The organism is Micrococcaceae bacterium Sec5.1 (genome assembly GCA_039636795.1).
Lineage (GTDB): Bacteria > Actinomycetota > Actinomycetes > Actinomycetales > Micrococcaceae > Arthrobacter.
The window spans coordinates 2,832,505-2,853,474 of record CP143430.1 but is presented as its reverse complement, the minus strand read 5'-3'; the positions used below and the strand labels follow the sequence as shown (position 1 = coordinate 2,853,474).

Sequence of the window (20,970 nt, the reverse complement as noted above, 5' to 3'; positions counted from 1 at the left end):
TCGAGTGCCTGGACGGCCTGCACGTTCCTTGCCGCTGGGGTTCCCACGATCAGGAGCACACGTTAAAAGCAACGACCCCCTCGACGAGGGGGTCGGGCGCTCAGCGCAAGAATTTGATTCGGGTCTATACGGCGACTCGTTCCTAACCAGATGAAGAGGCCGCCCTGGCCTCCGCCGATGCCTCGAGTGTGTTGCTTTCGCCGTTGACCGAGGGCATGGCGATAACGGCGACCACAGTGAGTATGGCGCTGACCAGCACGGCGATGAATACAGCGGTAGATGCCGTCACGATTGTCTGGGGATCCGAATTTCCGCCGGGAACACGGGCGTATATCGCGTTAGCGACAGCCCCGAAAACGGCGACGCCGACAGAGCTGCCGATCGAACGTGCAAAAAGATTGGTACCGGTAACTACGCCTCGCTCATTCCATTCGACGCTGGTCTGTGCGGCAATGAGGCTCGGGGTCGCCACCAGCCCCAGGCCAAGCCCGACGACGAAGCAGCCCGCAGCCACCACAAAAATGTTGGGCGCAGGCGCAGTCAGAGCAAGAACAGCTGTACTCAAGACCGTGATCGTGACACCAATCAGGGCGGTCCTCCGGAACCCGATGCGGAGATAGAAACGGCCCGCCTGGGATGCACTGATCGGCCAACCGATGGTCAGGGCAGCCAAAGCGAGCCCCGCGATGATTGGGGAGGTCGAGGTGGCTCCTTGAAGGTACGTGGGAACGTAGGAGGTGAGGCCGAACATGACCGCACCGACGCCAAAAGAGGTCATCGCCGTCGTCGCCAGCAGCCGACGGGACACTACCCACGCAGGCAGTATCGGCTCCGTTGCCCTCCTTTCGGCGAGCACAAACGCAGCGAACAGGACAGAGCCGGCAGCAAATATCGCGATACTTATGGGAGAGTTCCAGGCCCATGACTGGCCACCGCCGAGTGCCCCAAGAATGAGCAGGCTCAGAGAAAGTGACAGCAGGCCCGCCCCCAGGAAGTCCACACGGTGCTTGGCCCGCTCAATATTCTCGTGGAACGAGCGAATCAGCATCCAACCCGCCAAGAGGCAAAGTGGAATGTTCACGAAGAAGATCCCACGCCAGATGCCCAGCGACGCGAACACGCCTCCGGAGGTTGGGCCAACCACCGAGGAAAGGGCCCAAACACTGGCGAGGTAGCCCTGCACTTTAGACCGTTCAGCCACAGTGTAGATATCACCCACGATGGTCATGGACATCGGCAGCACTGCTCCGGCGCCAAGACCCTGAAGAACCCGGAATGCTATGAGGGCGGGCATGCTCCACGCTACTCCGCAGAGGATCGATCCGAGCAGGAAGAGTCCGATACCGCAAAGGATAATCGGCTTACGCCCAACCATGTCTGAGAGCTTCGCGTAGACCGGCACCGAGATAGCCTGCGCCAACAGGTAAGCGGAAAAGAGCCAAGGAAAAGACGTGAAGCCGCCGACGTCACCCACAATTGAAGGAACCGCCGTCGCAACAATCGTCGAATCAATCGCTACCAGACCCGTTGCGAGCATCAAGGCGATGAGGATAGGTCCTCGCCGAGACCGAAACCCGACGCCCTCAGAAGTCTCTGTCGTCATGCAAACTCATTTCCTCTATCTCCAGGCGCCGTTCGGGCCCGAAGAATTCTCCGAACGATGATGGCCGTGCGATAGTTGTTTTCGCTCAGATTCACGCTTGTTTAAGGCTAGTACCAGGCGCATCGCCAGGCCATAGCCATCCGCGTCAACAACCCTCGAATATGCGCCACCCAACTTCTGGTCCGAGCTCTGCCCTGTCCGCGGCAGCGTCCGGGTGGGCAGAGTCGGCGACAGTTGGCTGACGGTCAGTGTGTGAGGTCTCGTCCCTTGGTTTCCGTCAGGAAGAACACACACACTGCTGTGATGACCCCGGCCACCACCAGATAGAGCGCGACGGACCAGGAAGCCAGCGTTGCTGCGTACAGGGCCGTTGCGATCAGTGGCGAGAACCCGCCGCCCAGCGTCTGTCCGAACTGGTAACCCATCGAAGCACCGCTGTACCTGAATTTGGTAGCGAAGAGCTCACTGATCAATGAGGCCAGCGGGCCATAAATCATACCGGCCAGGATAGTGCCACCTGTCATTGCCACCGTGATCAATACAGGGTTCTTGGTGTCAACCAGGGCAAACATGGGAAATGCCCAGAGAGCGAAGGCAATGCCCCCTGCGAGTATGACGGGTCGACGACCCACCTTGTCGGAGATTGCTGAGCTGACCCAGTCGCTAAGGCCGTAGAAGACGAAAGCGATGGTCAGAGCGATAAGGCTTACCCCCGCGTCAAGCTTGAGGCCGATGGTTATATAGCTGAGCAACCAGGTCACGAGGATGTACGCGAGCGTGCCGAATCCAAAACTGATCCCAGCTGCGAGGAGAAGCTCCTTGGGGTTGGACCTCATGACTTCCAGGATGGGTTTGCGGGTGGTCTTACCTTGAGCCTCTGCGGCTTTGAACACCGGGGTCTCTTTCAGGCGCAGCCGAATAATCAGGCCCGTCACCACGAGGATGATCGACAGCAGGAACGGGACCCGCCATCCCCACGCTTCGAAGGTCTCAGCAGGCATGAAACTCAAAGCGAAGAGCACACCGGTGGACAGCAGTCCGCCGATCGCGGAGGATGCCGGAATTAACCCTGTATAAAAACCGCGCCTTTCCGGCGGCGCCGTCTCACTCACCATCAGAATGGCGCCACCGTACTCGCCTCCGAAGGAGAAGCCCTGCACGAATCGCAGCATCACGAGGAAAATGGACGCCCAAAAGCCGATTGCGGCGTAGGTCGGAAGCAGCCCGATAGCAGTGGTTGAAAGGCCTGCGATAAGCAGCATGGCCACCAAGACCCGTTTCCTGCCATGCAGGTCGCCAACATGTCCCGCTACCAAACTGCCAAGAGGCCGGGCAATGAAGCCGACGGCGTAGGTGGTAAACGATGCAAGTAGTGCTGCAGTCGGGTCGAAGCTCGGGAAGAACAGTTTTCCGAAGACCAGCGCGGCCACCGATCCGTACAGGACGAAATCATATTGCTCGATGATGTTGCCAACGACGCTACCGGCGACAGTACGGCGCAACAGCTTCTTCTCTTCTGGTCCGAACTTTCTGGTTTCTGCGGGTAGGACGATAGATGCGTCCTTCTCCACGATCGATTGATTTGTCAGCAGGGCCTGGGACTTCGTCGTCCGCATAAGTTCTCCTGGGTGTTTTCGCCGGCGCAAAAGCGTAGCCGGGTTGCAAGTGGGTCCGGCCTGAAGATTCTCTTCATCGATCAGGTCGGTATGCCGACGCTACTTCGGCCCAACATGCGGCGTCAAGGAAAACTTTCGCGCTAAGTTTTAAACTCTCGTATTGCGATACTTCAGTGTTTGTCTTGGAGCAGTCTCGACCGCAGGGCAACCCTGGTCAAGGCATCCAAAGCCGCAGCGGGGTTTGCGACTCGTAGGCTTTTCCCTGCGGAAAGGACACGAGCTCGAATTGCATCCCCCATGGTGCCAGGAAGTAAACCCAACGCTGCCCCTTGCTCGCGCCGGAGCTCAGGGTCGGGTCCCCAAGCACCTGGATGCCGTGACCCTTGAGGTAGTCGACAGCTACATCGAGATCCTCGACGTAGAAGGCGAGGTGATGACCTCCGATGTCGCTGTTGCGGGGCTGGTCCAAGCGTTGATCCGGCGAGGAATAGTTGAAGACTTCAAAATTTGATCCATTGAAGCAGCGGTAGAAGCGTATTTCCACCAGCGTTGCCTCCGGATGGACGTTGAGCTTGGTCCGCATCAACACGGGATCCTGCGGGTAGGGCCCCAGGGAGTAAACATGCTGACATCCAATGACATTAACGAGGAATTCGTGTGCCTGTTCCATGTCGGGCACCGTGAATCCAACGTGGTCTGTCCCGCGGATGCCCGGCAGCCCGCTTCGTTCGATGGGGGCGTTTTGCTGTTCGGCGTCCAGGTTCATCTACTTCTCCAGCCGTATGTCTCTAGCGATCAAATATCTCTGGGTGATCAAGCAGCGCAATGCGGGTTTTGCGGACGTGCATCGCCAGCAGTTCCTCTGCAGAGCGGATGTCACGCCGGCGGATTGCTGCCACGAGGAGCCGATGCTCCAAATTCGTGTCTCCGAGCCCCTCGGGACCGATCAGCTGTACGTACGCGCGCCGATAATGCTGTGTAGTGTTCCAGAGCCTCTCGACCATCTCCAATAACGTTGGCATGCCCGCATCCTGAAAACTCAACAGGTGGAATTCCCGGTCGAGTTCAACGAAGTCCTCCACCACCGTGCAAGTTTCCATCTGCTCCGCCAGCTCGCTGAGCCGATCCATGGTTTCGGCACTGACGCTGTCAATGGCCTGCCCCAACGCAAGCGGCTCAATTCGTTCGCGAATCAGATACGTCTCCTGGCACTCAGCGAGGTTCATTGAGCTGACCCAGGCACCCGAGGAGGCGACCAGCGTGACGAGACCATGCGATTCAAGAATGCGCAACGCTTCCCGAATCGGCAGCCTGCTCACGCCAAACTCTTCTGCAATCTGCTCCTGGCGGATCCTCGTGCCAGGCGCAAGATCGCCGTCGAGAATCCTCTGACTCAATTCGTTTGCGATGCGCTGACTCGCAGCACCCGACTTCTTCAACGGAACAGCTTCGATGGACATAACTACAGCATACGGACTCGGCTCCAATGGATCCATTCGATGATGTTTGGCGTGTAAAACATGGTCCTATGCATTGCATTGGATCCATTCGCCCCTCTATGGTTGTACGAACGCCTCAAAGCCATTTCACGTTCGCCACCTGGGAGCCATAGATGTCAACCACCACGCCTTTGACCTACTCGACAGAGTGCACAGAGCTGCGGACAACCCGTAAAGACTGGGATGAAGCAGCTCCGGAGCTGCTCGAATCCATGCTGGTACAGATGCACACCATTCGAATTTTCGAGGAAATTGTCCTGCAGCTGGCAGGTGAGGGCCTCGTACACGGCCCCGCCCACTCCAGTATCGGTCAGGAGGGTGCCGCCGTTGGATCCATTCTGGCGCTGAGGGGCGCCGACGGCGTCAACGGCACGCACCGAGGCCATCACCAATTCCTGGCAAAGGGTCTTGCTTACCTGTCCCCGAACGGCATGTCGATCATCGACGGGATAAAGAACGACCAAGTCACGGAGTTCATCCGACGAACGATGTCCGAGATTTTGGGTCTCAAAGCCGGTTTCAGCGGTGGTCGGGGCGGCTCAATGCATCTGCAGTGGCTTGAGGCCGGAGCGCTGGGTACGAACGCGATCGTGGGTGGCGGAGTGCCGCTTGCCGCAGGCAACGCCTGGGCACAGCGCCATGACGCAGAAATCCACGACGGCGGCGGGCCGGCAGACGGCATGGGCGTCACGGTGACCTATTTCGGCGATGGCGCCTCAAACATAGGCTCGACATTGGAGACGCTGAATCTTGCCGCTGCCTGGCGCTTGCCACTGTGCTTCTACATTGAGAACAACCTGTATGCCGTTTCGACCCATGTTGCCGACGTTACCGGTGAACCTCGGCTGGCGGCTCGTGGCCCTGGCTTCGGAATCAGATCCTGGCGCGTGGACGGGATGGATCCCCTCGCGGTCTATCTTGCCCAGAAGGCAGCCGTGGATCATATGCGCGCAGGCAAGGGCGCAACCCTCATCGAGGCGGAAACCTACCGCTATTTCCATCAGAACGGCCCCTTCCCGGGCAGTGCCTTCGGCTACCGGACCAAGGAGGAGGAAAAGCAGTGGCGTGATCGCGACCCGCTGGCCAAGCTGGCCGTCGAGATGACCCGGCGCGGACTCCTCACCGATGAACAACTGAGCGATCTCACCTCGCACATCACAGAACACATCACCCGAATTGTAGACGGAATTACGGAGAAGGACCCGGAAAGCACCAAAGGCGCCCGCCGCATCCGCCCGACGCTTTGGCCCGACCCCACAGGGGTGGACACGGACATCAGGAGCGAACCTGCGCTGACAGGATCAACCTCCGGAGAAAGCACCGAAACCGGCACCGAGGAGCGCCGCTTCGTAGATGCAATTGCAGATGTACTGGGGCGCCGGATGGACGTTGACCCGGGTGTGCTGGTCCTGGGCGAGGACGTTCACCGGCTCAAGGGCGGCACCAACGGGGCCACCCGCGGGCTGAAGGACGCCTACCCCGATCGGGTCCTTGGTACACCCATTAGTGAGAACGCCTTCGCGGGCCTCGCGGGCGGCCTGTCCATGACAGGGCGCTACAAACCAGTTGTTGAGTTCATGTACTCGGACTTCCTGTGGGTCGCGGCTGACCAGATATTTAACCAGATCGGCAAGGCGCGGCACATGTTCGGCGGCCAGTCTACGATGCCCGTGGTTCTGCGCTCCAAGGTTGCAATGGGAGCCGGCTATGGCTCCCAGCATTCCATGGACCCGGCAGGTATCTTCGCCAACAACCCGGGCTGGCGAATCGTAGCGCCGTCAACTCCGCACGACTACATCGGCCTGATGAATACTGCGCTGGAACTCCAGGACCCTGTGCTGGTGCTTGAGCACGTTGACCTCTACGGGACCAAGGGAGACATACCCGCTGGAAATCTCGACTACCAGTTGCCCGTTGGCAAGGCTGCCGTGCGTCGCGCAGGCGAAGGCGTCACCGTACTGAGCTACCTGAACATGGTGGACGTATCCCTCCGGGCTGCCGGGCAGCGAATGGATCTCGACCCCGAAATCATTGATCTCCGGTGGCTTGACCGAGCCTCCCTGGACTGGGACACGATCGGGGCCTCAATCCAGAAAACCAACAACGTCCTGATCGTCGAGCAAGGCGCCCGGGGCACCTCATATGGCGGCTGGCTGTCCGACGAGATCCAACGCAGATTCTTCGACTACCTCGACCAGCCCGTCCAAAGAGTTACGGGCAGGGAAGCGGCGCCGAGCATATCGAAAGTCCTTGAGGCTGCCGCCAATGCCGATGTCGACGACGTCCTTGCCGGCTTTGACGAAATAGCCCGCAACCTCGGCCGTTCCTGAACCGGCTCCCATCAAAGGATATTCACCATGGCAACCATCATCACCATGCCGGCCGTCGTCGCAGACGCCACCGAAGCAGCCCTCCAGGACTGGCTCGTGAAAATAGGCGACACGATCGCCGCCGGACAGCCCATCGCCGAAATTGAGACTGAAAAGGCCACTGTTGAGCTTCAGGCTGAGTTTCCGGGCACCATAGGAAGGCTGTTAATACAGCCGGGAACTTCGGTAGGTGTCGGTGAGCCCATTGCCGTGCTCGTGGAAGCCGGGGAAGATGAGGCGTCCATCGACAAGCAGATCGCCTCCGCTGGCGGCGCCTCGCACAGCATTGCAGAGCATCTAGTTCCGGAGGACACTGAAGCCCCAACAACCCGGGATCCGCGGCGTGGGGCTCCGGACTCCAGCCCTGAAGCGTCCAGCAAGAATCAAGGACCGGGCTCGCGCATCTTCGGGTCACCCCTGGCCCGAAAGCTCGCAAAAGAAATGGGGATAGACCTCTCAGCATTGGAGGGTTCCGGACCCAACGGCAGGATTCTGCGCGGCGACGTTGAAGCTGCCGGAAGGCATCAAGCAGTGGGGCCACAGCCCGTCCCCAGGGTGCAAGAACCCGCTCCCGCTCCCCCGATGGCTTCATCGCAGACGGGAGCGCAAAACTTCCAGGACGTACCACTCTCCGGCATGCGCAAGGCCATTGCCAGGCGGCTGACCGAGTCGAAGACCAGCGTTCCCCATTTCTATGTCTCCATTGACGTCGAAATGGACGCGCTCCTGGCCTTACGCAAACAGATCAATCAGGACATGCCCGCCCAGGGACAGAAAACGACCGTCAACGACCTCGTTCTGAAAGCCCTGGGAGGCGCCCTCGTGGACGTGCCCGCTGCAAATGCTTCCTGGCAAGGTGAAGCCATCCGCCGTTATTCCACAGTCGATGTCTCCGTGGCCATCGCGACCACGGACGGCCTGCTGACACCGGTGGTCCGCGGCCTGGAAAACCTCTCCCTCAGCTCTCTGGGCAGGCTGATGGGTGACTACAAAGAACGTGCCGCCGCCGGCCGGATCCGGCAGCAAGAACTCGACGGTGGGTCCTTCAGCCTCACGAACCTGGGCATGTATGGAACACGGGAGTTCTCGGCCATCCTGAACCCGCCCCAGGCAGGGATCCTGGCCGTCGGTGCGGCGGAACAGCGCGCCGTGGTGCGCTCCGGCCAGTTGGCAGTTGCCACGGTCATGAGCTGCACCCTCTCCGCAGACCACCGTGTTATCGACGGCGCGGTGGCAGCCCAGTTGCTGGCTGCATTCAAGGCGCGCATAGAGAACCCGCTCAGCATTCTCCTGTAGTCCATCCATCGACTTAAACCTGTTGCGCAATGACGCGGCATCCATCGAAAAGGTCCTATCCATGACTCAAGTAACAGCCGAGCACGACGAATTGCAAGAGGCCGTGCTGCAGCCATCCCTCAAGTCCGCGGGCCATGTCATCGTTGATACGCTGGCCGCCCATGGCATCAAGCGGGCGCATGTGGTGCCGGGCGAGAGCTTCCTTGACGTTCTTGACGGGCTCCACGGCTCCCCCATCGAAACCATCGTTTGCCGCCATGAGGGTGGAGCCACATACATGGCCGAGGCTGATGGGAAGATGAACCAGCTGCCCGGGATCGCAATGGTTACCCGTGGACCCGGCGCTGCCAATGCCCATGTTGGACTGCATACAGCGTGGCAGGACTCAACGCCGATGGTTCTGTTCGTGGGGCTGATCCCCTTCGCCCACAGGGATCGCGAGGCCTTCCAGGAATTCGATATTAAGGCCTGGTTCGATACGGGCGCGAAGCGTGTGATGGTCTTGGACCACGCGGCACGCGCTTCCGAAATCGTTGCCGAAGCCTTGTTCGCGGCGATGAGCGGACGGCCTGGGCCTGTCGTCGTCGGCCTTCCCGAAGACGTTATCCGTCAGCAGATCCCCGCCGAACTCCATCCAGCCATCCCAGTCGCCACCGGCGGAATGACCACCTTGGACGCGGCCGCGCTGGCCGATGCCCTGGCCGCATCCAGCAAGCCACTGTTTGTGACGGGTGGGAACGACTGGACCCAGGAAGGCGCCGACCAGCTCACGCGCTGGCTGGAAAAGCACCACATCCCGGCCGCAGCTGAATGGCGCACCGAAGGCACCATCCCCTTCGATTCGGCGTCCTACGTAGGCCCCATCGGCTACGGCAGGCCCCGCCCCACCTATGATCTGCTGGAAGAAACCGACCTGCTGATCTTTGTGGGCACGGTTCCCGGGGATGTTATTACCAACGGATTCCTCTGCCGCCAGGACTGGGCAAAAAAGAACTTCCTTGTCACCATCGACCCCTCGCTCCGTGGCCGCTCGGGTCCGGTCTCCTACCAAATCCTGGCCAAACCGGACGTCTTTATCCGTGACCTGGCAAAGATAGATCTTCCCGTCAAGGATGAATGGGTGAACTGGACGTCGAAAATGCGCGGGGAGCAGGAAGCCTTCGCCAGCCTGCCCCCGGCGACGCCGTCGGCTGGCCCCGCACGGATGGATACACTGATGGCCAACCTCGTCCCCACGCTACCTGCTGACGCCATGGTGACCCTCGGTGCCGGGGAGCACACCAACTGGGCCCATCGCTACTTCCCCACCCAGCGGTATGCCTCGATGATCAGTGCCCGGAACGGTTCCATGGGCTACTCGGTCCCCTCCGCCATCGCCGCATCCCTGGAATACCCAGGCCGGCGTGTGGTGACCATTGCCGGTGACGGCGAATTCCTGATGAATGGCCAGGAACTCGCGACAGCCGCCCAATACGGCGCCACTCCCTTGGTCATCGTCATGGACAACCAGGAGTACGGCACCATCCGCACCCACCAGGAACGTCACTACCCGGAGCGGGTGTCAGGGACCCAGTTGAAGAACCCGGAATTCGCGCTCATGGCGCAGGCCTTCGGCGGCTTCGGGATCAAGGTGGAACTTGATGCTGACATTCCTGCAGCCATCAAGGCTGCTCTGAAAGCCATAGACGAGGACCGCGTGTTTGCGCTGATCCATCTGGTGGTTGAGCAGAGAGTCAAAGCCTACTAACCACCCATCAGCCATCGGCTCACTTGAGCCGCTCAAACCCTCAACTTTTAAGGACTTCCCTTCATGACAGTTTCTGCGCTTTCCCCTGCCGTATCATCTGAACGCGAAGCTACGCTGCTCGCGTCCGTGCCTACCGGTTTGTTGATCGGTGGGCAGTGGCGGGACGCGTCCGACGGCAGCACGTTCGATGTGCACGATCCCGCCACTGGGGCGGTGCTGGCCACCCTCGCTTCCGCGACCAGCGAGGACGCTGTTGCCGCGTTGGACGCGGCCGACGCCGCCCAGTCCTCCTGGGCGCGCACCGCACCCCGAACCCGGGCCGAGATCCTCCGCCGCGCCTTTGACCTCGTCACCGAACGGGCCGAGGACTTCGCCCTGCTGATGACCCTGGAAATGGGCAAACCCCTGGCCGAAGCACGCGGCGAGGTCAGCTATGGTGCTGAGTTCCTGCGTTGGTTCTCCGAAGAAACCGTCCGCGACTACGGCCGGTACCTCACCACGCCCGAAGGCAAGAACAAGATCCTGGTCCAGCACAAACCCGTCGGACCCTGCCTGCTGATCACCCCGTGGAACTTCCCGCTGGCGATGGCCACCCGCAAGGTCGCCCCCGCCGTCGCGGCCGGCTGCACCATGGTCCTCAAACCCGCCAAGCTCACACCGTTGACGGCCCAGTACTTCGCCAAGACCATGCTCGACGCCGGCCTGCCCGCCGGAGTCCTGAACGTCGTCGCCTCCTCCAGTGCGTCCGGGATCTCCGGGCCGCTCCTGCAGGATTCACGACTGCGGAAGATCTCCTTCACCGGATCAACCCCAGTGGGGAAGCGGCTCATCGCAGACGCCGCACAGAACGTCCTGCGGACCTCGATGGAGCTCGGCGGGAACGCCCCGTTCATCGTGTTCGAAGACGCAGACCTGGACGCCGCCGTCGCAGGGGCCATGGCCGCGAAGATGCGGAACATGGGCGAAGCCTGCACCGCCGCCAACCGCTTCCTCCTCCACGAATCCGTCGCAAAGGAGTTCACGGCCAAGTTCGCCGCCGCCATGGGCGCGCTGACCACCGGGCGAGGCACCGACCCCGCCACCCAGGTTGGTCCGCTGATCGACGCCGGGGCCCGGGAGGATGTGCACGCCTTGGTGAGTGCCGCCGTCGACGCCGGAGCTGTTGCAGTTACGGGCGGTGCGCCCGTGGACGGACCCGGCTACTTCTACCAGCCCACCGTCCTGGCAAACGTTCCCAACGACGCAGCGATCCTGGGCCAGGAAATCTTCGGCCCTGTCGCCCCCGTCACCACCTTTACTAGCGAAGAGGACGCCATCCGCCTGGCCAACGCCTCCGAGTACGGGCTCGCGTCCTACCTCTACAGTCGCGACTTCAACCGCCTCCTACGGGTTGCGGAGCAGATCGAGTTCGGCATGGTCGGCTTCAACGCCGGCGTCATCTCCAACGCCGCAGCACCCTTTGGCGGAGTCAAACAATCCGGCCTCGGACGCGAAGGCGGCTCCGAAGGCATCAACGACTACACCACCACCCAATACATCGGCATCGCCGACCCCTACGCCCACTAAACGCCGGAAGACACACCAAAAGCGCCTGCCGGCCCCTATTGAGGGAGCCGGCAGGCGCTTTAGTGTTGGGCCAGACAACGTTGGTCCAGGGAAGGCAGTCGCCGCAGATGCAGTGACTACCGCGAGAACTCTGTGGCCGGGCTGTCCACCCAGTCCAGGTAGATCGGGTCCTCCGGGTGCCAAGCTCCCCAGTGTGAGACACGAGGGACATTTACGACGTCCCAATCCGAGTTGATGGGCCGGACGTCGATCCAGTCCCAGATGCAGGTCCGATGAAGGATCTTCCACACGCCATCGCGCTTCTCGCACAGATCGCGGTAGCGGCCTGCCTGGAACATTGTTACTTCGGGCTCTTTGAAGGGAACAACGCAGATGAACATGCTTTCGCGCTTCGCCCGATTACCGTCGATCTCGGACAAGACATTGGAGATATGGTGGCTGCAACTGTGGATCTTGTCGTGCCAGGTCATGGCTGCATCGGCCCACCCATGGCCGTTTCCGACGTAGCTGCCGTGATCATCGAATGAATCATGCCAGTAGGTGGATTTCATCAGCTCGCGGTCGTGCCGGTCCGCGCCCCTCGCGTACAACATCAGATTGTCGTGGAGGGCTTGCTTGTCATACAACTCATTTAGTTGAGCATCTGTGAGAGACATATATCCAGACTTTCTACTTCAAACGTCAGGCAGCTTCTTTGACTACCCTCGTTGGGGTTTTTAGAACGTGCGTGCGGCGACCCGCACTGGTTCGGCCCGCTTCAGGGCCTCGCCCAGACGCTCAGCTGACACAGGTGCCGCGGGAGCTTCGAGCATGCTTTCGTCCGGGGTTGCGGGGTCAGCCAGGTAAAGCCTGGTGTAGGCAGCGGCTTCCGGTTCGAAACGCCAGCTCTCGGCCAACGCGCCAGCGTCCACGGCATCGAAACCCAGTTGCTCGATAACGCCCATTACCTTGGTTTTGGCAGAAACGTCATTGCCCGCCACCGGAAGGGCGGTGCGATCGGAGGCGCCGGCGGGACGAACCAGCTGCGGAATGTGGTGCGCCAGGATGTTATTGAATGCCTTTGTCAGGCCGGCTCCTTGAAAGTGCCGCAGGACAAGCTCGCTCGTAGTGAGCCGTTCCTCGTCGAGCTCAGCCACCCTTCCATCCCGGAACGGGTAGTAGTTGGTGGTGTCCAGTACAGCTTTCCCTTCCAGGAGCGATGCAGGAACGGCGGTGTGTGCCGTGAGCGGCACGGAGAGCACCACAACGTCTCCGGCCGCTGCGGCCTGTTCGACGGTGCCGGCGGAAGCCAGGGGTCCCAGCTCTGAGACGAAGCCGGCTAGGGTCTCCGGGCCGCGGGAGTTGGACAGCACTACACGGATCCCGGCATTTACGGCCAGACGCGCTATGGCAGCACCGATGTTTCCGGTGCCAATAATTCCAAGGGTGGTCATATCTATTCCTCTTTTGAGAGTGGTGGATTGGGGAGGTGGCCGGTTGCGTCGAGCACGTTGTCCAGCCAGGCCACCCGGTTGGCGAACCGCTTGGCCTTGTGCGGAGCGGTCCACCGGTAGGCGTCGTTTTCCCAGTTGATCTTCAGCCGCCGGCGGGACGTCACAGCAGTGAAAGTGTGGATGAGCCACGGATTCCCCAAACCGTCGGCCACCACCACGTCCGGTCCCGGCAGGAGGGCCAGGAGATCATTGTCTTGGAGGCCGGTTTCTTCAAATAACTCTTCAAGGGTCTGTTGTTCAGGCGTGGCACCGGCTTCCATAAAACCGGTGATGCAATGCCAAAGACCGCAGTCGTGACCAAGATTTCCGCTTCTTCTGAACAGGGCAATTTTGTCCCGCCACTGGACCACGGCCGCAATCACGGTACGGTCCGCCGGGATGTCATGCGCAGCGAGTGACGGAAACCCGACATTGGACACCGCATCAATGGCGCTCATATTTTCCTCCCAGCGCGTATTTACCTCCCACGTGCAGCAACCGGCCCAGGCCGCTACACGACGTCGATCGACCGGGAGTTAACAAGCTCGCGGAACTTTGCACCGTGCCAGATGAGCGGCTCGTTTTCCCCAACTCCGAGCTTCTTCACCTCAAGCAGCGCCATCCAGTGGTCGCCGGCTTCTGAAACCTCATGGATGGAGCACTCCAGCCACAACGCCGCGTCTTCTATGAACACGGCTCCGTCCTCGCCGATGTCAACTGCCACCTGCTCAAAGCGTGTGGCACGGTCCTTGCCTGCGAGCTTGCGGGTCAGATGCCCTTGCCCCTTGCCAAAGATCGAAACCCCGAGCGAGGCAGCGTCCTTGATCTGTTCCCACGTCTCCGACGACTTCTGCACAGCTACCGCAACCAGGCACGGTTCCAGCGACACTCCAACCATGAACGATGACGCAACGAGTGCATGCTTCTCATCGCCGGCTTCAATCGCCAGCACTGCAACGCCGGAGGGAAACTGCGCGAACGTGCTTCGCACCACCAAGGGGTCGTTGCCGAATGCACTGACCTTCGGCCGGGTCATAAATTTTTGACTCATGATTTTCTTCCTCTCGGTGCCCGAGTGGAGTGGTCGCTCTCGAACCACTCCCGGACCGAATACGCCGCGACCGCTATGCTGCGGTCTGGCCGCCGTCAATAGGCAGGGCGATCCCGGTAATGTACGAAGACTGCTCACTGGCGAGGAACAGGACGGCATTGGCTACTTCTTCTGCGGTTCCGACGCGACGTGCCGGAACCATATTGATGAGGTAGTCGGCGGCCGCAGGGTTTTCCGCGAGGGCTTCTTCCATCATTGGAGTCCTAATGGGGCCCGGGCAGATGGAATTCGCGCGGATATTCTGTGCCGCGTATTCAAGCGCGATGGTGCGGGTCAATCCCAGGAGGCCGGTCTTGGAGGCGCTGTAGCTGCCATACAAGGGCGTTCCCATCAAGGCTGCGGCTGAAGCCACATTGACTATCGATCCCCCGCCGCGCTCCAACATTGCCGGAATGGCAAACTTCATCGTGAGGAAAGCACCCCGGAGATTCACGTTGATCATCTTGTCGAAGTCCGATTCCAGCGCCTCATGGTGCTGCACCATTGGGGCATTGGCTCCTGCGATATTGCACAGGATGTCGAGTCCACCGAATTCGCTGACGGCCAAGCTGACCATGGCCTTGGCGTCTACCGAGTTTGAGATGTCAGCCTGGATCGGCACCGTGCGGTCTCCCAGCTCGACTGCCGTCTTCTCCTGGGCCCCGGAGAAGTCGGCCAGGACAATGTTTGCGCCATGCTGATGAAACAGGCGGGCGGTTGCCAAACCCATGCCTGAACCCGCACCGGTGATTACTGCTGTCTTGCCTTCAAGTATGTTGTCCATGGTTGTTCCTTCATGTCCTGGTAGTTGGCCCACCATCAACGCTATGAGCGGATGGGGCTGCAACGGCATGGCCATCGGCGCCAACAAGGAAGGAAACTGCGCCAAGATGTGTCCTCGGCGAAGACTGCCCGCAAGAACAAAAGCTCCCCGGAAGCCTGAACTGGATGACCAGTCCTGCTTCCGGGGAGCCCGTTGGCTGTCTATCTACTTTGCTGTCAGAACCGCGTCACGGCTCCGGCTTTCATTCCCGGTTTGTCCTGCATTGCCGGACGCGAACGCCTTCGAAAACATGAAGCCGCGGTAGTCATCGGAGACAACTTCCTGGACCTTTTTGACGTATTTGTCGAAGCCCCCGGCATACGGAATGAAATAGCGCGAGCCGTCGTATTTGTTGACGTGGACCATGTAGTTGTCCACGGCCCGGCGCAACAGCGGCTCCGCAATCTCATTGCAGTGCTCGCCCCACTCCCGCTCTGCCTCAAGGCTGGCCTCAATGCGGACGGCGCCCTTCTTTTCGGCGTGCGCCATGATGTCCGCTACAAAATCAACGTGTTGGTTGTTCCCCACGAAGAAGTTTGCAAGCACACTGGGGCTCTGCGGGCCGGTAAGCATGAACAGGTTGGGGAATCCATGCGTCATGACCCCCAAATGGGTCTGCGGCTTATGCTTCCACCGGTCGCTGGGCTGTTGGCCGTGCTCATTGCGGACGTTGGCCTGGTCCAGGGCTCCCGTAAAGGCCTCGAAGCCGAGGGCAAAAACGATGAGATCAACCTCGTACTCATTGTTCCGGGTCTTGATCCCGGTCTTGGTGATGCGCTCCACCGGATCACTTCTCAAGTCAACCAGACTGACGTTGCTTTGATTGAAGATCGAGTAGTACCCGGTGTCGATGCAGAGGCGCCGTATGCCGATTGGGTAGGAGGTTGGCATCAGCTTCTCCGCGGTCTCCGGATCATCGATCATGTCGCGGATCTTGCCGCGGACGAATTCAGCTACAACGTTATTAACGTCGATGTTCGTCCCCTGGTCCGAGAAAGTTCCGAGCAAAGTCTGGCCCCCGAACGCCCATCTCGACTCGAGAATCTGCTGTTGCTGTTCCTCGGAAAAGTCTGAAGCCTTGCCCGCAAAGCCCTGCATGACGTACCCAACTGGAGAATTGTATGACTCATCACGCAGTTGCAGGACTTTCTTGTTGAGCCGGGCCTTCTTCCTCCTGTCCGCTGGCCCGTTGTGTGCAGGGATCGAGTAGTTCGGGGTCCTCTGCAGGACATAGAGTTGCCCGGCGGTCTTGGCGATCTCAGTCGCAGCCTGCACGCCTGAAGAGCCCGTTCCTATGACTGCCACGCGCTTGCCGGCAAACTCGACGGGGGTTTGTGGCCAGTGGCCGGTTTGATGCCATTCACCTTGGAAATCATCCAGGCCGGGGAAGTCCGGCTTGCGCGGCTTTGACAGCTGTCCGGTGGCCATGACCAGGTAGCGGGCCCAAACTGTCCGGCCCGTATTGGTCTTGATCAAGTATTTGTTCTCATGCGGCTGCCACTCAGCCGACGTCACCCAGGTGCTTAGCGAAAGGTTTCGGCGCACATCGAGGCGGTCCGCAACATAGTTCAGGTAGCGCAGGATTTCGGGTTGCGCTGCGTATCGTTCGCTCCAGTCCCATCCCGCGTAAAGTTCGGGATCAAACATGAAGGAGTAGCTGTGGCTCTCCAAGTCCACGCGGGCACCCGGGTAGGCATTGTGATACCAGACGCCCCCGACGCCGTCTGCTCCCTCAAAGCCGTGGACGTCATGTCCCAGATCTGCAAAACGGTGGAGGGCGTAGATGCCCCCCATGCCCGCGCCGATCACGACGACGGAATATTCCTCAGTCCCGTCTGCCTGATTTCGTACGTTTGAAAAGCCCACCGGATCTCCTTTGATGTCAGTGCGTCGGCTTCTTTGCCGATCCTCGTTCACAAATAACGGTTCACAAATAACGCTAAGAGCCGCTGGGGCAGGACCGGCATGGCAATGGACGCCAATATGGCGGGAAAATGCGTCATCCAGTCATCCACCCGGTTAGCGTCAACTCGTGCGGGTCTCGGCCAAGGCGACGATCGCTACGGCGCTCGTGGTCTCCACACCTAACTGGTTAATGGCCTTCAGTGTGAGTTCAGCGCATGCTCCATGGTTCTCATCGCGGAACACGCGCGTGACCTCGCCTCCGATCCACTGGGTATCACCAAAGACACCCGGCTGCTTAATGCGGACCGAAAGCGACACAAGATCCGCGTCGTCGCCCATCCAGTTGGTCACGCAGTGCGACATCCACGACACGCGCTGGTTGCCGTTGTCGTACGCGCCCGGCATACCGATCGCATGCGCCATGGCAGCGTCCTGGTGTCCCAAGCTCGGGAAGGGCTCGGAGAGGAAGTGCTCGGGACCGAGGTTCGTCGGCGCGCTTGGGTCGCCGTTCCTCACTCGCTCCTGCTGGCGCACTCGGGTCTCGACGCCGCGGTAGCCGGCGGTACCGATTGCGCCCGCGTAGTACGCAGTCATGGTGATGAGGTCGAGCGGACCCTTGACCACCTGCGGCACGACATCGCCGACGGATACCGTCTCAGCAAAACGCGTGCGCTGGCCGCGGATCTCCTCAGCAAGGATCGCGGCTCGGATCTGGTCCTTCTCCTCGTCCGTGTAGACGTGGGGGTCTCGCGGTTCGTGCATCCGCTGGGCCTCGGAACTTCGAGCCACGCAGACGATCGTGTTACGGACGATCCCGACCAGCTCTTCGCCGACGAAGTAATCGGTGCGCCCCACCTGCTCCACGAGGCGGCCCGACCGGCGGCCAACCCGTTCGCGTACGTCCTCGACGAAGGCGCGGGCCCGCACCCGCTCCCCCAGCCGGATCGGCCGGCGTAAGTCGAGGTCGGCACCAAGATGAATGGCCTGGAGGCCCTCTGACATGCCCATTGCGACTTCGGCGTCACACACGGAGTAGAGGAAGGTGGGGGGTGCAACCCGGGTACCGTACCGCGTTGTCTGCGCGTACGAGTCGGATAGCCACAGCGGGTTCTCGTCGCCGATCCCCCACGCGTAGTGGCGGATCGAGTCGGTGCTGGCCTCCTCGTTCCATTGCACGATAACGGCTGACTCGCCGACAAAGCTCTTCATGTAAGCGACGTCTTCATCGGTGATCTGCTTTGCCGGTACGGCAGTAGCTGCGCTGGTCATGTTGTTGGTCCTAACGAGGTGGTGTGGACTGAGACGACAGCATCGACGACCGTGACGGTTGCTGTCGCCGGGTCCGCAAGGATGGGATTGAATTCGAACTCGTGGATGTTCCCGTGCCGTTCGGCCCAGGCAACTATGTCGATCACAGTGCTCGTAAGGGCCTCGAGGGTCTTCCCGCCGGCCTCACCGCGAAGGCTGGTGGCCACAACGCGCGCGTCAGAGATGGCTTGCCGGACCTCCGACCGGGACACCGGGAGCGGAAGGATACTTATATCGTCGATTGCCTCAGTCATCCCGCCGCCGGCGCCGATGACGAGGACCGGACCAAATTCGGGATCGCGTCGAAGCCCCAGGAGGACTTCGGTCTTCCCTGGTGCCATCGCCTGGACAGAGATCGTCGCGGCCTCCCCCTGGAGGGATGCGAGCTGGGTGGCTGCCGCACGCGCGCTGTCGGCGTCGTTGACGCCGATGAAAACGCCGCCGGCGTCTGCCTTGTGCAGGATCTCGGCGTCGTCAATTTTGATCGCCACTGGGAAGCCGATCTCCTCGGCGGCCTGGACAACGCCGTCGACATCACGGACGGCGCGGCTGGCGGGCACAGGGACACCGGATTCCGCCAAGGATTCAGCCACCTCACGCCACGTCAGGTTGGACGTCCCGTCAGTCGTCGTCGTCTTGAGGGCCCTCCCCACGAGATCTCCGCGGTTGGCACGGGTTCTTTGGACCTGGGCCCATGAAGATGCGGCCGCGATTGCATCCAGCGCACGCCCCGCTGTAGGCAGGGAAAGTACTCCTGCTTTGCGCAGGATCCCGGCCTGGGTGGCCGTGACCCGGTCGTCCTCGGACAAGGGGACCACCATGACGCGCACTCCCGCCGGGATGCTCATCCCGGCGATACCGGCCGCCAACTCATCGAAATCGTGCGCGAGCCGGGTCGCCGTCACGATAACCCAACCGTCCGACGTCGTGGCGAAGACCCGTTCAAGGATGCGCAGGTAGTCGGCAGTGGATGACTGGACTCCGACGTCGATGGGGTTGCCGAGGTGATTGCTGCCAACCGCATCGCCGATTGATTGGAGCGCATCTGGTTCAAGATCCCGGAAAGTCAGGCCGCGGTCATCGGCCAGGTCGTTCCAGAGCCCCACCTGGGCGCCGGAAGTCGTGACGACCGTCAGTTCCTGGTCACCGCCGGAGAGCCGTCCATGGAAGACGTCGAACGTCTCGGTCAAATCAAGGAGTTGCTCAGGCGAGGTACACACCATTCCGAAACGGTGGCGCAGGACGCTCAGAGCGACACGGCCGCTGCCCGCCAGCTTCCCGGTATGCGACTGGGCGCTCATCGCGCCGCGGGTGGACCGTCCCAGTTTCAGGACGATGACCGGGATTCCGCGGTCCCCCGCAGCGGTTGCAGCGGCTTCGAGGTCGTCGTTTGCGCTGAAGCTCTCGACGATGCAGGTGAGGACATGCGTGTCCGAATCAGCGCCCAACCACTGCGCCCAGTCGGTAAAGCCCGTAGAAATCTCGTTTCCTGAGCTGGCCCATGCACTCAAGCCGCTCGCGCCGCGTGCGGCAAGGGATTGCATGAGCGCGTTTCCGAGTCCGCCGCTCTGGCTGAACATGGCCACGTGACCTGCCGGAATCGCACTACGCTGCAGGACCGAGGAGAACGTTGCGGTCAGTGACCGGCCCACGTGCATAAAGCCGATGCAGTTGGGCCCGATAAGTCGGGTGGTGCCCTTGGCCAATTCTGCACGGAGCAACTCGTCGCGGTCGTGCCTGCCGGTCTCACCGAAGCCGGCAGCGAAGGCCACCGCGAAAGGGACGCCGAGCGCCACGCACTCGCGAAGATCCTCGATGACCCTGTCGGCCGGACCCACGAGGACAGCAACGTCGGGCACCTCGGGGAGGTCGGAGAGGCTCTCCACGGTGGGTACACCGAGCACTTCCTTGTGCACGCTGCTGACTGCGTAGTACCGCCCCTCGAAGCCGAGCCGGGCGAGGTAATCCAAGGTCCGTCCCGAGGTCTTCCATGCGTCCCGGGAGGGGCCAACCACTGCCACACTCTCTGCCTTTAGAGGGTTATCGATGCGCACCGGGCTCAAAACGGCCTTGCTATCCAACATTTACATTCCTCCAGTACGTCGGATGGTCCCCGGCCTGCGGCGGGCGGGGACTTCTATTGCCTCGACCACGACGCCGAGATCACGTTCGGTATCGAAGTAGGCAAATCCGCCGTCGCCGCCCTGGCCATAGCCACGCGCGGTTTGCGTAACCCGATATCCGGACCCTTCCATGAGCGTGATCGCGTCATCAAGGCTGTCCACGAAGACGCCCAAGTGGTGCAGGCCGGTGCGCCCCTGTTCGGTGAACTCGTGATAGATACTTGGACCGGCCAATGGCTGGATGAGCTCGATCTGGGGATTGGACCCGCCCATGGCGAGCTTCATGGCAAAAGCGCCTTCCTCGGCGCCAAAGCGTGACCAGGGCATGAACTCCTGGTCATAGCTGTAACAAGTCCACTCGTCGATGCCGAAGGCTCGGCCGTACAAGTCGATGGCCTCGTCCAGGTCCGGCACGAGGATCCCTACCTGCCCCACTTTTCCTATCGGAACAGAAGCTGCGAACTGAACAGATTCCGCTCCCGCCACGGGCCTGGCAGCGTCGCCATCCCGCTCAAACTCTCTTGATGTGATAGTTGCATTCATAATGTAATAA

The 20,970-nt window shown here is 60.9% G+C and carries 17 protein-coding genes; 4 read left to right on the top strand and 13 right to left on the bottom strand.

The features are described 5' to 3' along the window. Positions 1-142 precede the first annotated feature (142 nt). From VUN82_13015 to VUN82_13000, 4 genes are all read right to left on the bottom strand, one after another. Positions 143-1,603: an MFS transporter gene (locus tag VUN82_13015; GenBank protein XAS70048.1), complete on the bottom strand. Its 1,461-nt coding sequence runs from the start codon at positions 1,601-1,603 to the stop codon at positions 143-145. Positions 1,604-1,848: 245 nt separating this feature from the next. Beyond that, complete coding sequence (locus VUN82_13010) at positions 1,849-3,219, bottom strand: MFS transporter (GenBank protein ID XAS70047.1); 1,371 nt, start codon at positions 3,217-3,219, stop codon at positions 1,849-1,851. A 214-nt stretch (positions 3,220-3,433) separates the two neighbouring features. Next, complete coding sequence (locus tag VUN82_13005) at positions 3,434-3,985, bottom strand: VOC family protein (GenBank protein XAS70046.1); 552 nt, start codon at positions 3,983-3,985, stop codon at positions 3,434-3,436. 22 nt (positions 3,986-4,007) lie between these two features. Next, entirely contained in the window at positions 4,008-4,679 is a 672-nt protein-coding gene (locus tag VUN82_13000; GenBank protein ID XAS70045.1) for a GntR family transcriptional regulator, read from the bottom strand. Between the two features lie 152 nt (positions 4,680-4,831). Between VUN82_13000 and VUN82_12995 the strand changes: the two genes are divergently transcribed. From VUN82_12995 to VUN82_12980, 4 genes are all read left to right on the top strand, one after another. Continuing rightward, positions 4,832-7,048, top strand: coding sequence for a thiamine pyrophosphate-dependent enzyme (locus VUN82_12995; protein ID XAS70044.1), 2,217 nt, complete (start codon positions 4,832-4,834; stop codon positions 7,046-7,048). Positions 7,049-7,075: 27 nt separating this feature from the next. Next, on the top strand, positions 7,076-8,383 hold the full coding sequence (locus tag VUN82_12990; GenBank protein XAS70043.1) for a 2-oxo acid dehydrogenase subunit E2: 1,308 nt from the start codon (positions 7,076-7,078) through the stop codon (positions 8,381-8,383). 61 nt (positions 8,384-8,444) lie between these two features. After that, entirely contained in the window at positions 8,445-10,130 is a 1,686-nt protein-coding gene (locus tag VUN82_12985; protein XAS70042.1) for a thiamine pyrophosphate-dependent enzyme, read from the top strand. A 63-nt stretch (positions 10,131-10,193) separates the two neighbouring features. Beyond that, positions 10,194-11,696 (top strand): NAD-dependent succinate-semialdehyde dehydrogenase, encoded by a 1,503-nt coding sequence (locus tag VUN82_12980; GenBank protein XAS70041.1) that lies wholly within the window; start codon positions 10,194-10,196, stop codon positions 11,694-11,696. 116 nt (positions 11,697-11,812) lie between these two features. On the opposite strand, the gene VUN82_12975 is transcribed toward VUN82_12980, so the two are convergent. From VUN82_12975 to VUN82_12935, 9 genes are all read right to left on the bottom strand, one after another. Beyond that, positions 11,813-12,352 (bottom strand): nuclear transport factor 2 family protein, encoded by a 540-nt coding sequence (locus VUN82_12975; GenBank protein ID XAS70040.1) that lies wholly within the window; start codon positions 12,350-12,352, stop codon positions 11,813-11,815. Positions 12,353-12,412: 60 nt separating this feature from the next. Next, positions 12,413-13,129, bottom strand: a complete 717-nt coding sequence (locus VUN82_12970) for an NADPH-dependent F420 reductase (protein XAS70039.1) — start codon at positions 13,127-13,129, stop codon at positions 12,413-12,415. Positions 13,130-13,131: 2 nt separating this feature from the next. Beyond that, the gene (locus tag VUN82_12965) at positions 13,132-13,626 is read right to left on the bottom strand and encodes an NUDIX domain-containing protein (GenBank protein XAS70038.1); all 495 of its coding nucleotides are present in this window, start codon (positions 13,624-13,626) and stop codon (positions 13,132-13,134) included. 53 nt (positions 13,627-13,679) lie between these two features. Next, positions 13,680-14,219 carry a flavin reductase family protein gene (locus VUN82_12960; protein XAS70037.1) on the bottom strand — a complete coding sequence of 180 codons (540 nt, stop codon included), beginning with the start codon at positions 14,217-14,219 and terminating at the stop codon, positions 13,680-13,682. A 73-nt stretch (positions 14,220-14,292) separates the two neighbouring features. Then, on the bottom strand, positions 14,293-15,042 hold the full coding sequence (locus VUN82_12955; GenBank protein XAS70036.1) for an SDR family NAD(P)-dependent oxidoreductase: 750 nt from the start codon (positions 15,040-15,042) through the stop codon (positions 14,293-14,295). Between the two features lie 204 nt (positions 15,043-15,246). Continuing rightward, a complete protein-coding gene (locus tag VUN82_12950) occupies positions 15,247-16,947 on the bottom strand; it encodes an NAD(P)/FAD-dependent oxidoreductase (GenBank protein XAS70035.1) in 1,701 nt (566 codons plus the stop codon). 159 nt (positions 16,948-17,106) lie between these two features. Beyond that, a complete protein-coding gene (locus VUN82_12945) occupies positions 17,107-18,255 on the bottom strand; it encodes a MaoC family dehydratase N-terminal domain-containing protein (protein ID XAS70034.1) in 1,149 nt (382 codons plus the stop codon). Next, positions 18,252-20,378, bottom strand: a complete 2,127-nt coding sequence (locus VUN82_12940) for an acetate--CoA ligase family protein (GenBank protein XAS70033.1) — start codon at positions 20,376-20,378, stop codon at positions 18,252-18,254. Before VUN82_12940 ends, VUN82_12945 begins: the two co-directional genes overlap by 4 nt. After that, on the bottom strand, positions 20,379-20,960 hold the full coding sequence (locus VUN82_12935; GenBank protein ID XAS70032.1) for a VOC family protein: 582 nt from the start codon (positions 20,958-20,960) through the stop codon (positions 20,379-20,381). Between the last annotated feature and the right edge of the window lie 10 nt (positions 20,961-20,970).

Coding starts and splice junctions, on each gene's coding strand:
- VUN82_13000 (XAS70045.1), bottom strand. CDS start 4,679: ATGTCCATCGAAGCTGTTCCGTTGAAGAAGTCGGGTGCTGCGAGTCAG.
- VUN82_13015 (XAS70048.1), bottom strand. CDS start 1,603: ATGACGACAGAGACTTCTGAGGGCGTCGGGTTTCGGTCTCGGCGAGGA.
- VUN82_12965 (XAS70038.1), bottom strand. CDS start 13,626: ATGAGCGCCATTGATGCGGTGTCCAATGTCGGGTTTCCGTCACTCGCT.
- VUN82_12945 (XAS70034.1), bottom strand. CDS start 18,255: ATGACCAGCGCAGCTACTGCCGTACCGGCAAAGCAGATCACCGATGAA.
- VUN82_12935 (XAS70032.1), bottom strand. CDS start 20,960: ATGAATGCAACTATCACATCAAGAGAGTTTGAGCGGGATGGCGACGCT.
- VUN82_12980 (XAS70041.1), top strand. CDS start 10,194: ATGACAGTTTCTGCGCTTTCCCCTGCCGTATCATCTGAACGCGAAGCT.
- VUN82_12990 (XAS70043.1), top strand. CDS start 7,076: ATGGCAACCATCATCACCATGCCGGCCGTCGTCGCAGACGCCACCGAA.
- VUN82_13005 (XAS70046.1), bottom strand. CDS start 3,985: ATGAACCTGGACGCCGAACAGCAAAACGCCCCCATCGAACGAAGCGGG.
- VUN82_12940 (XAS70033.1), bottom strand. CDS start 20,378: ATGTTGGATAGCAAGGCCGTTTTGAGCCCGGTGCGCATCGATAACCCT.
- VUN82_12985 (XAS70042.1), top strand. CDS start 8,445: ATGACTCAAGTAACAGCCGAGCACGACGAATTGCAAGAGGCCGTGCTG.
- VUN82_12975 (XAS70040.1), bottom strand. CDS start 12,352: ATGTCTCTCACAGATGCTCAACTAAATGAGTTGTATGACAAGCAAGCC.
- VUN82_12960 (XAS70037.1), bottom strand. CDS start 14,219: ATGAGTCAAAAATTTATGACCCGGCCGAAGGTCAGTGCATTCGGCAAC.
- VUN82_12995 (XAS70044.1), top strand. CDS start 4,832: ATGTCAACCACCACGCCTTTGACCTACTCGACAGAGTGCACAGAGCTG.
- VUN82_12970 (XAS70039.1), bottom strand. CDS start 13,129: ATGACCACCCTTGGAATTATTGGCACCGGAAACATCGGTGCTGCCATA.
- VUN82_13010 (XAS70047.1), bottom strand. CDS start 3,219: ATGCGGACGACGAAGTCCCAGGCCCTGCTGACAAATCAATCGATCGTG.
- VUN82_12955 (XAS70036.1), bottom strand. CDS start 15,042: ATGGACAACATACTTGAAGGCAAGACAGCAGTAATCACCGGTGCGGGT.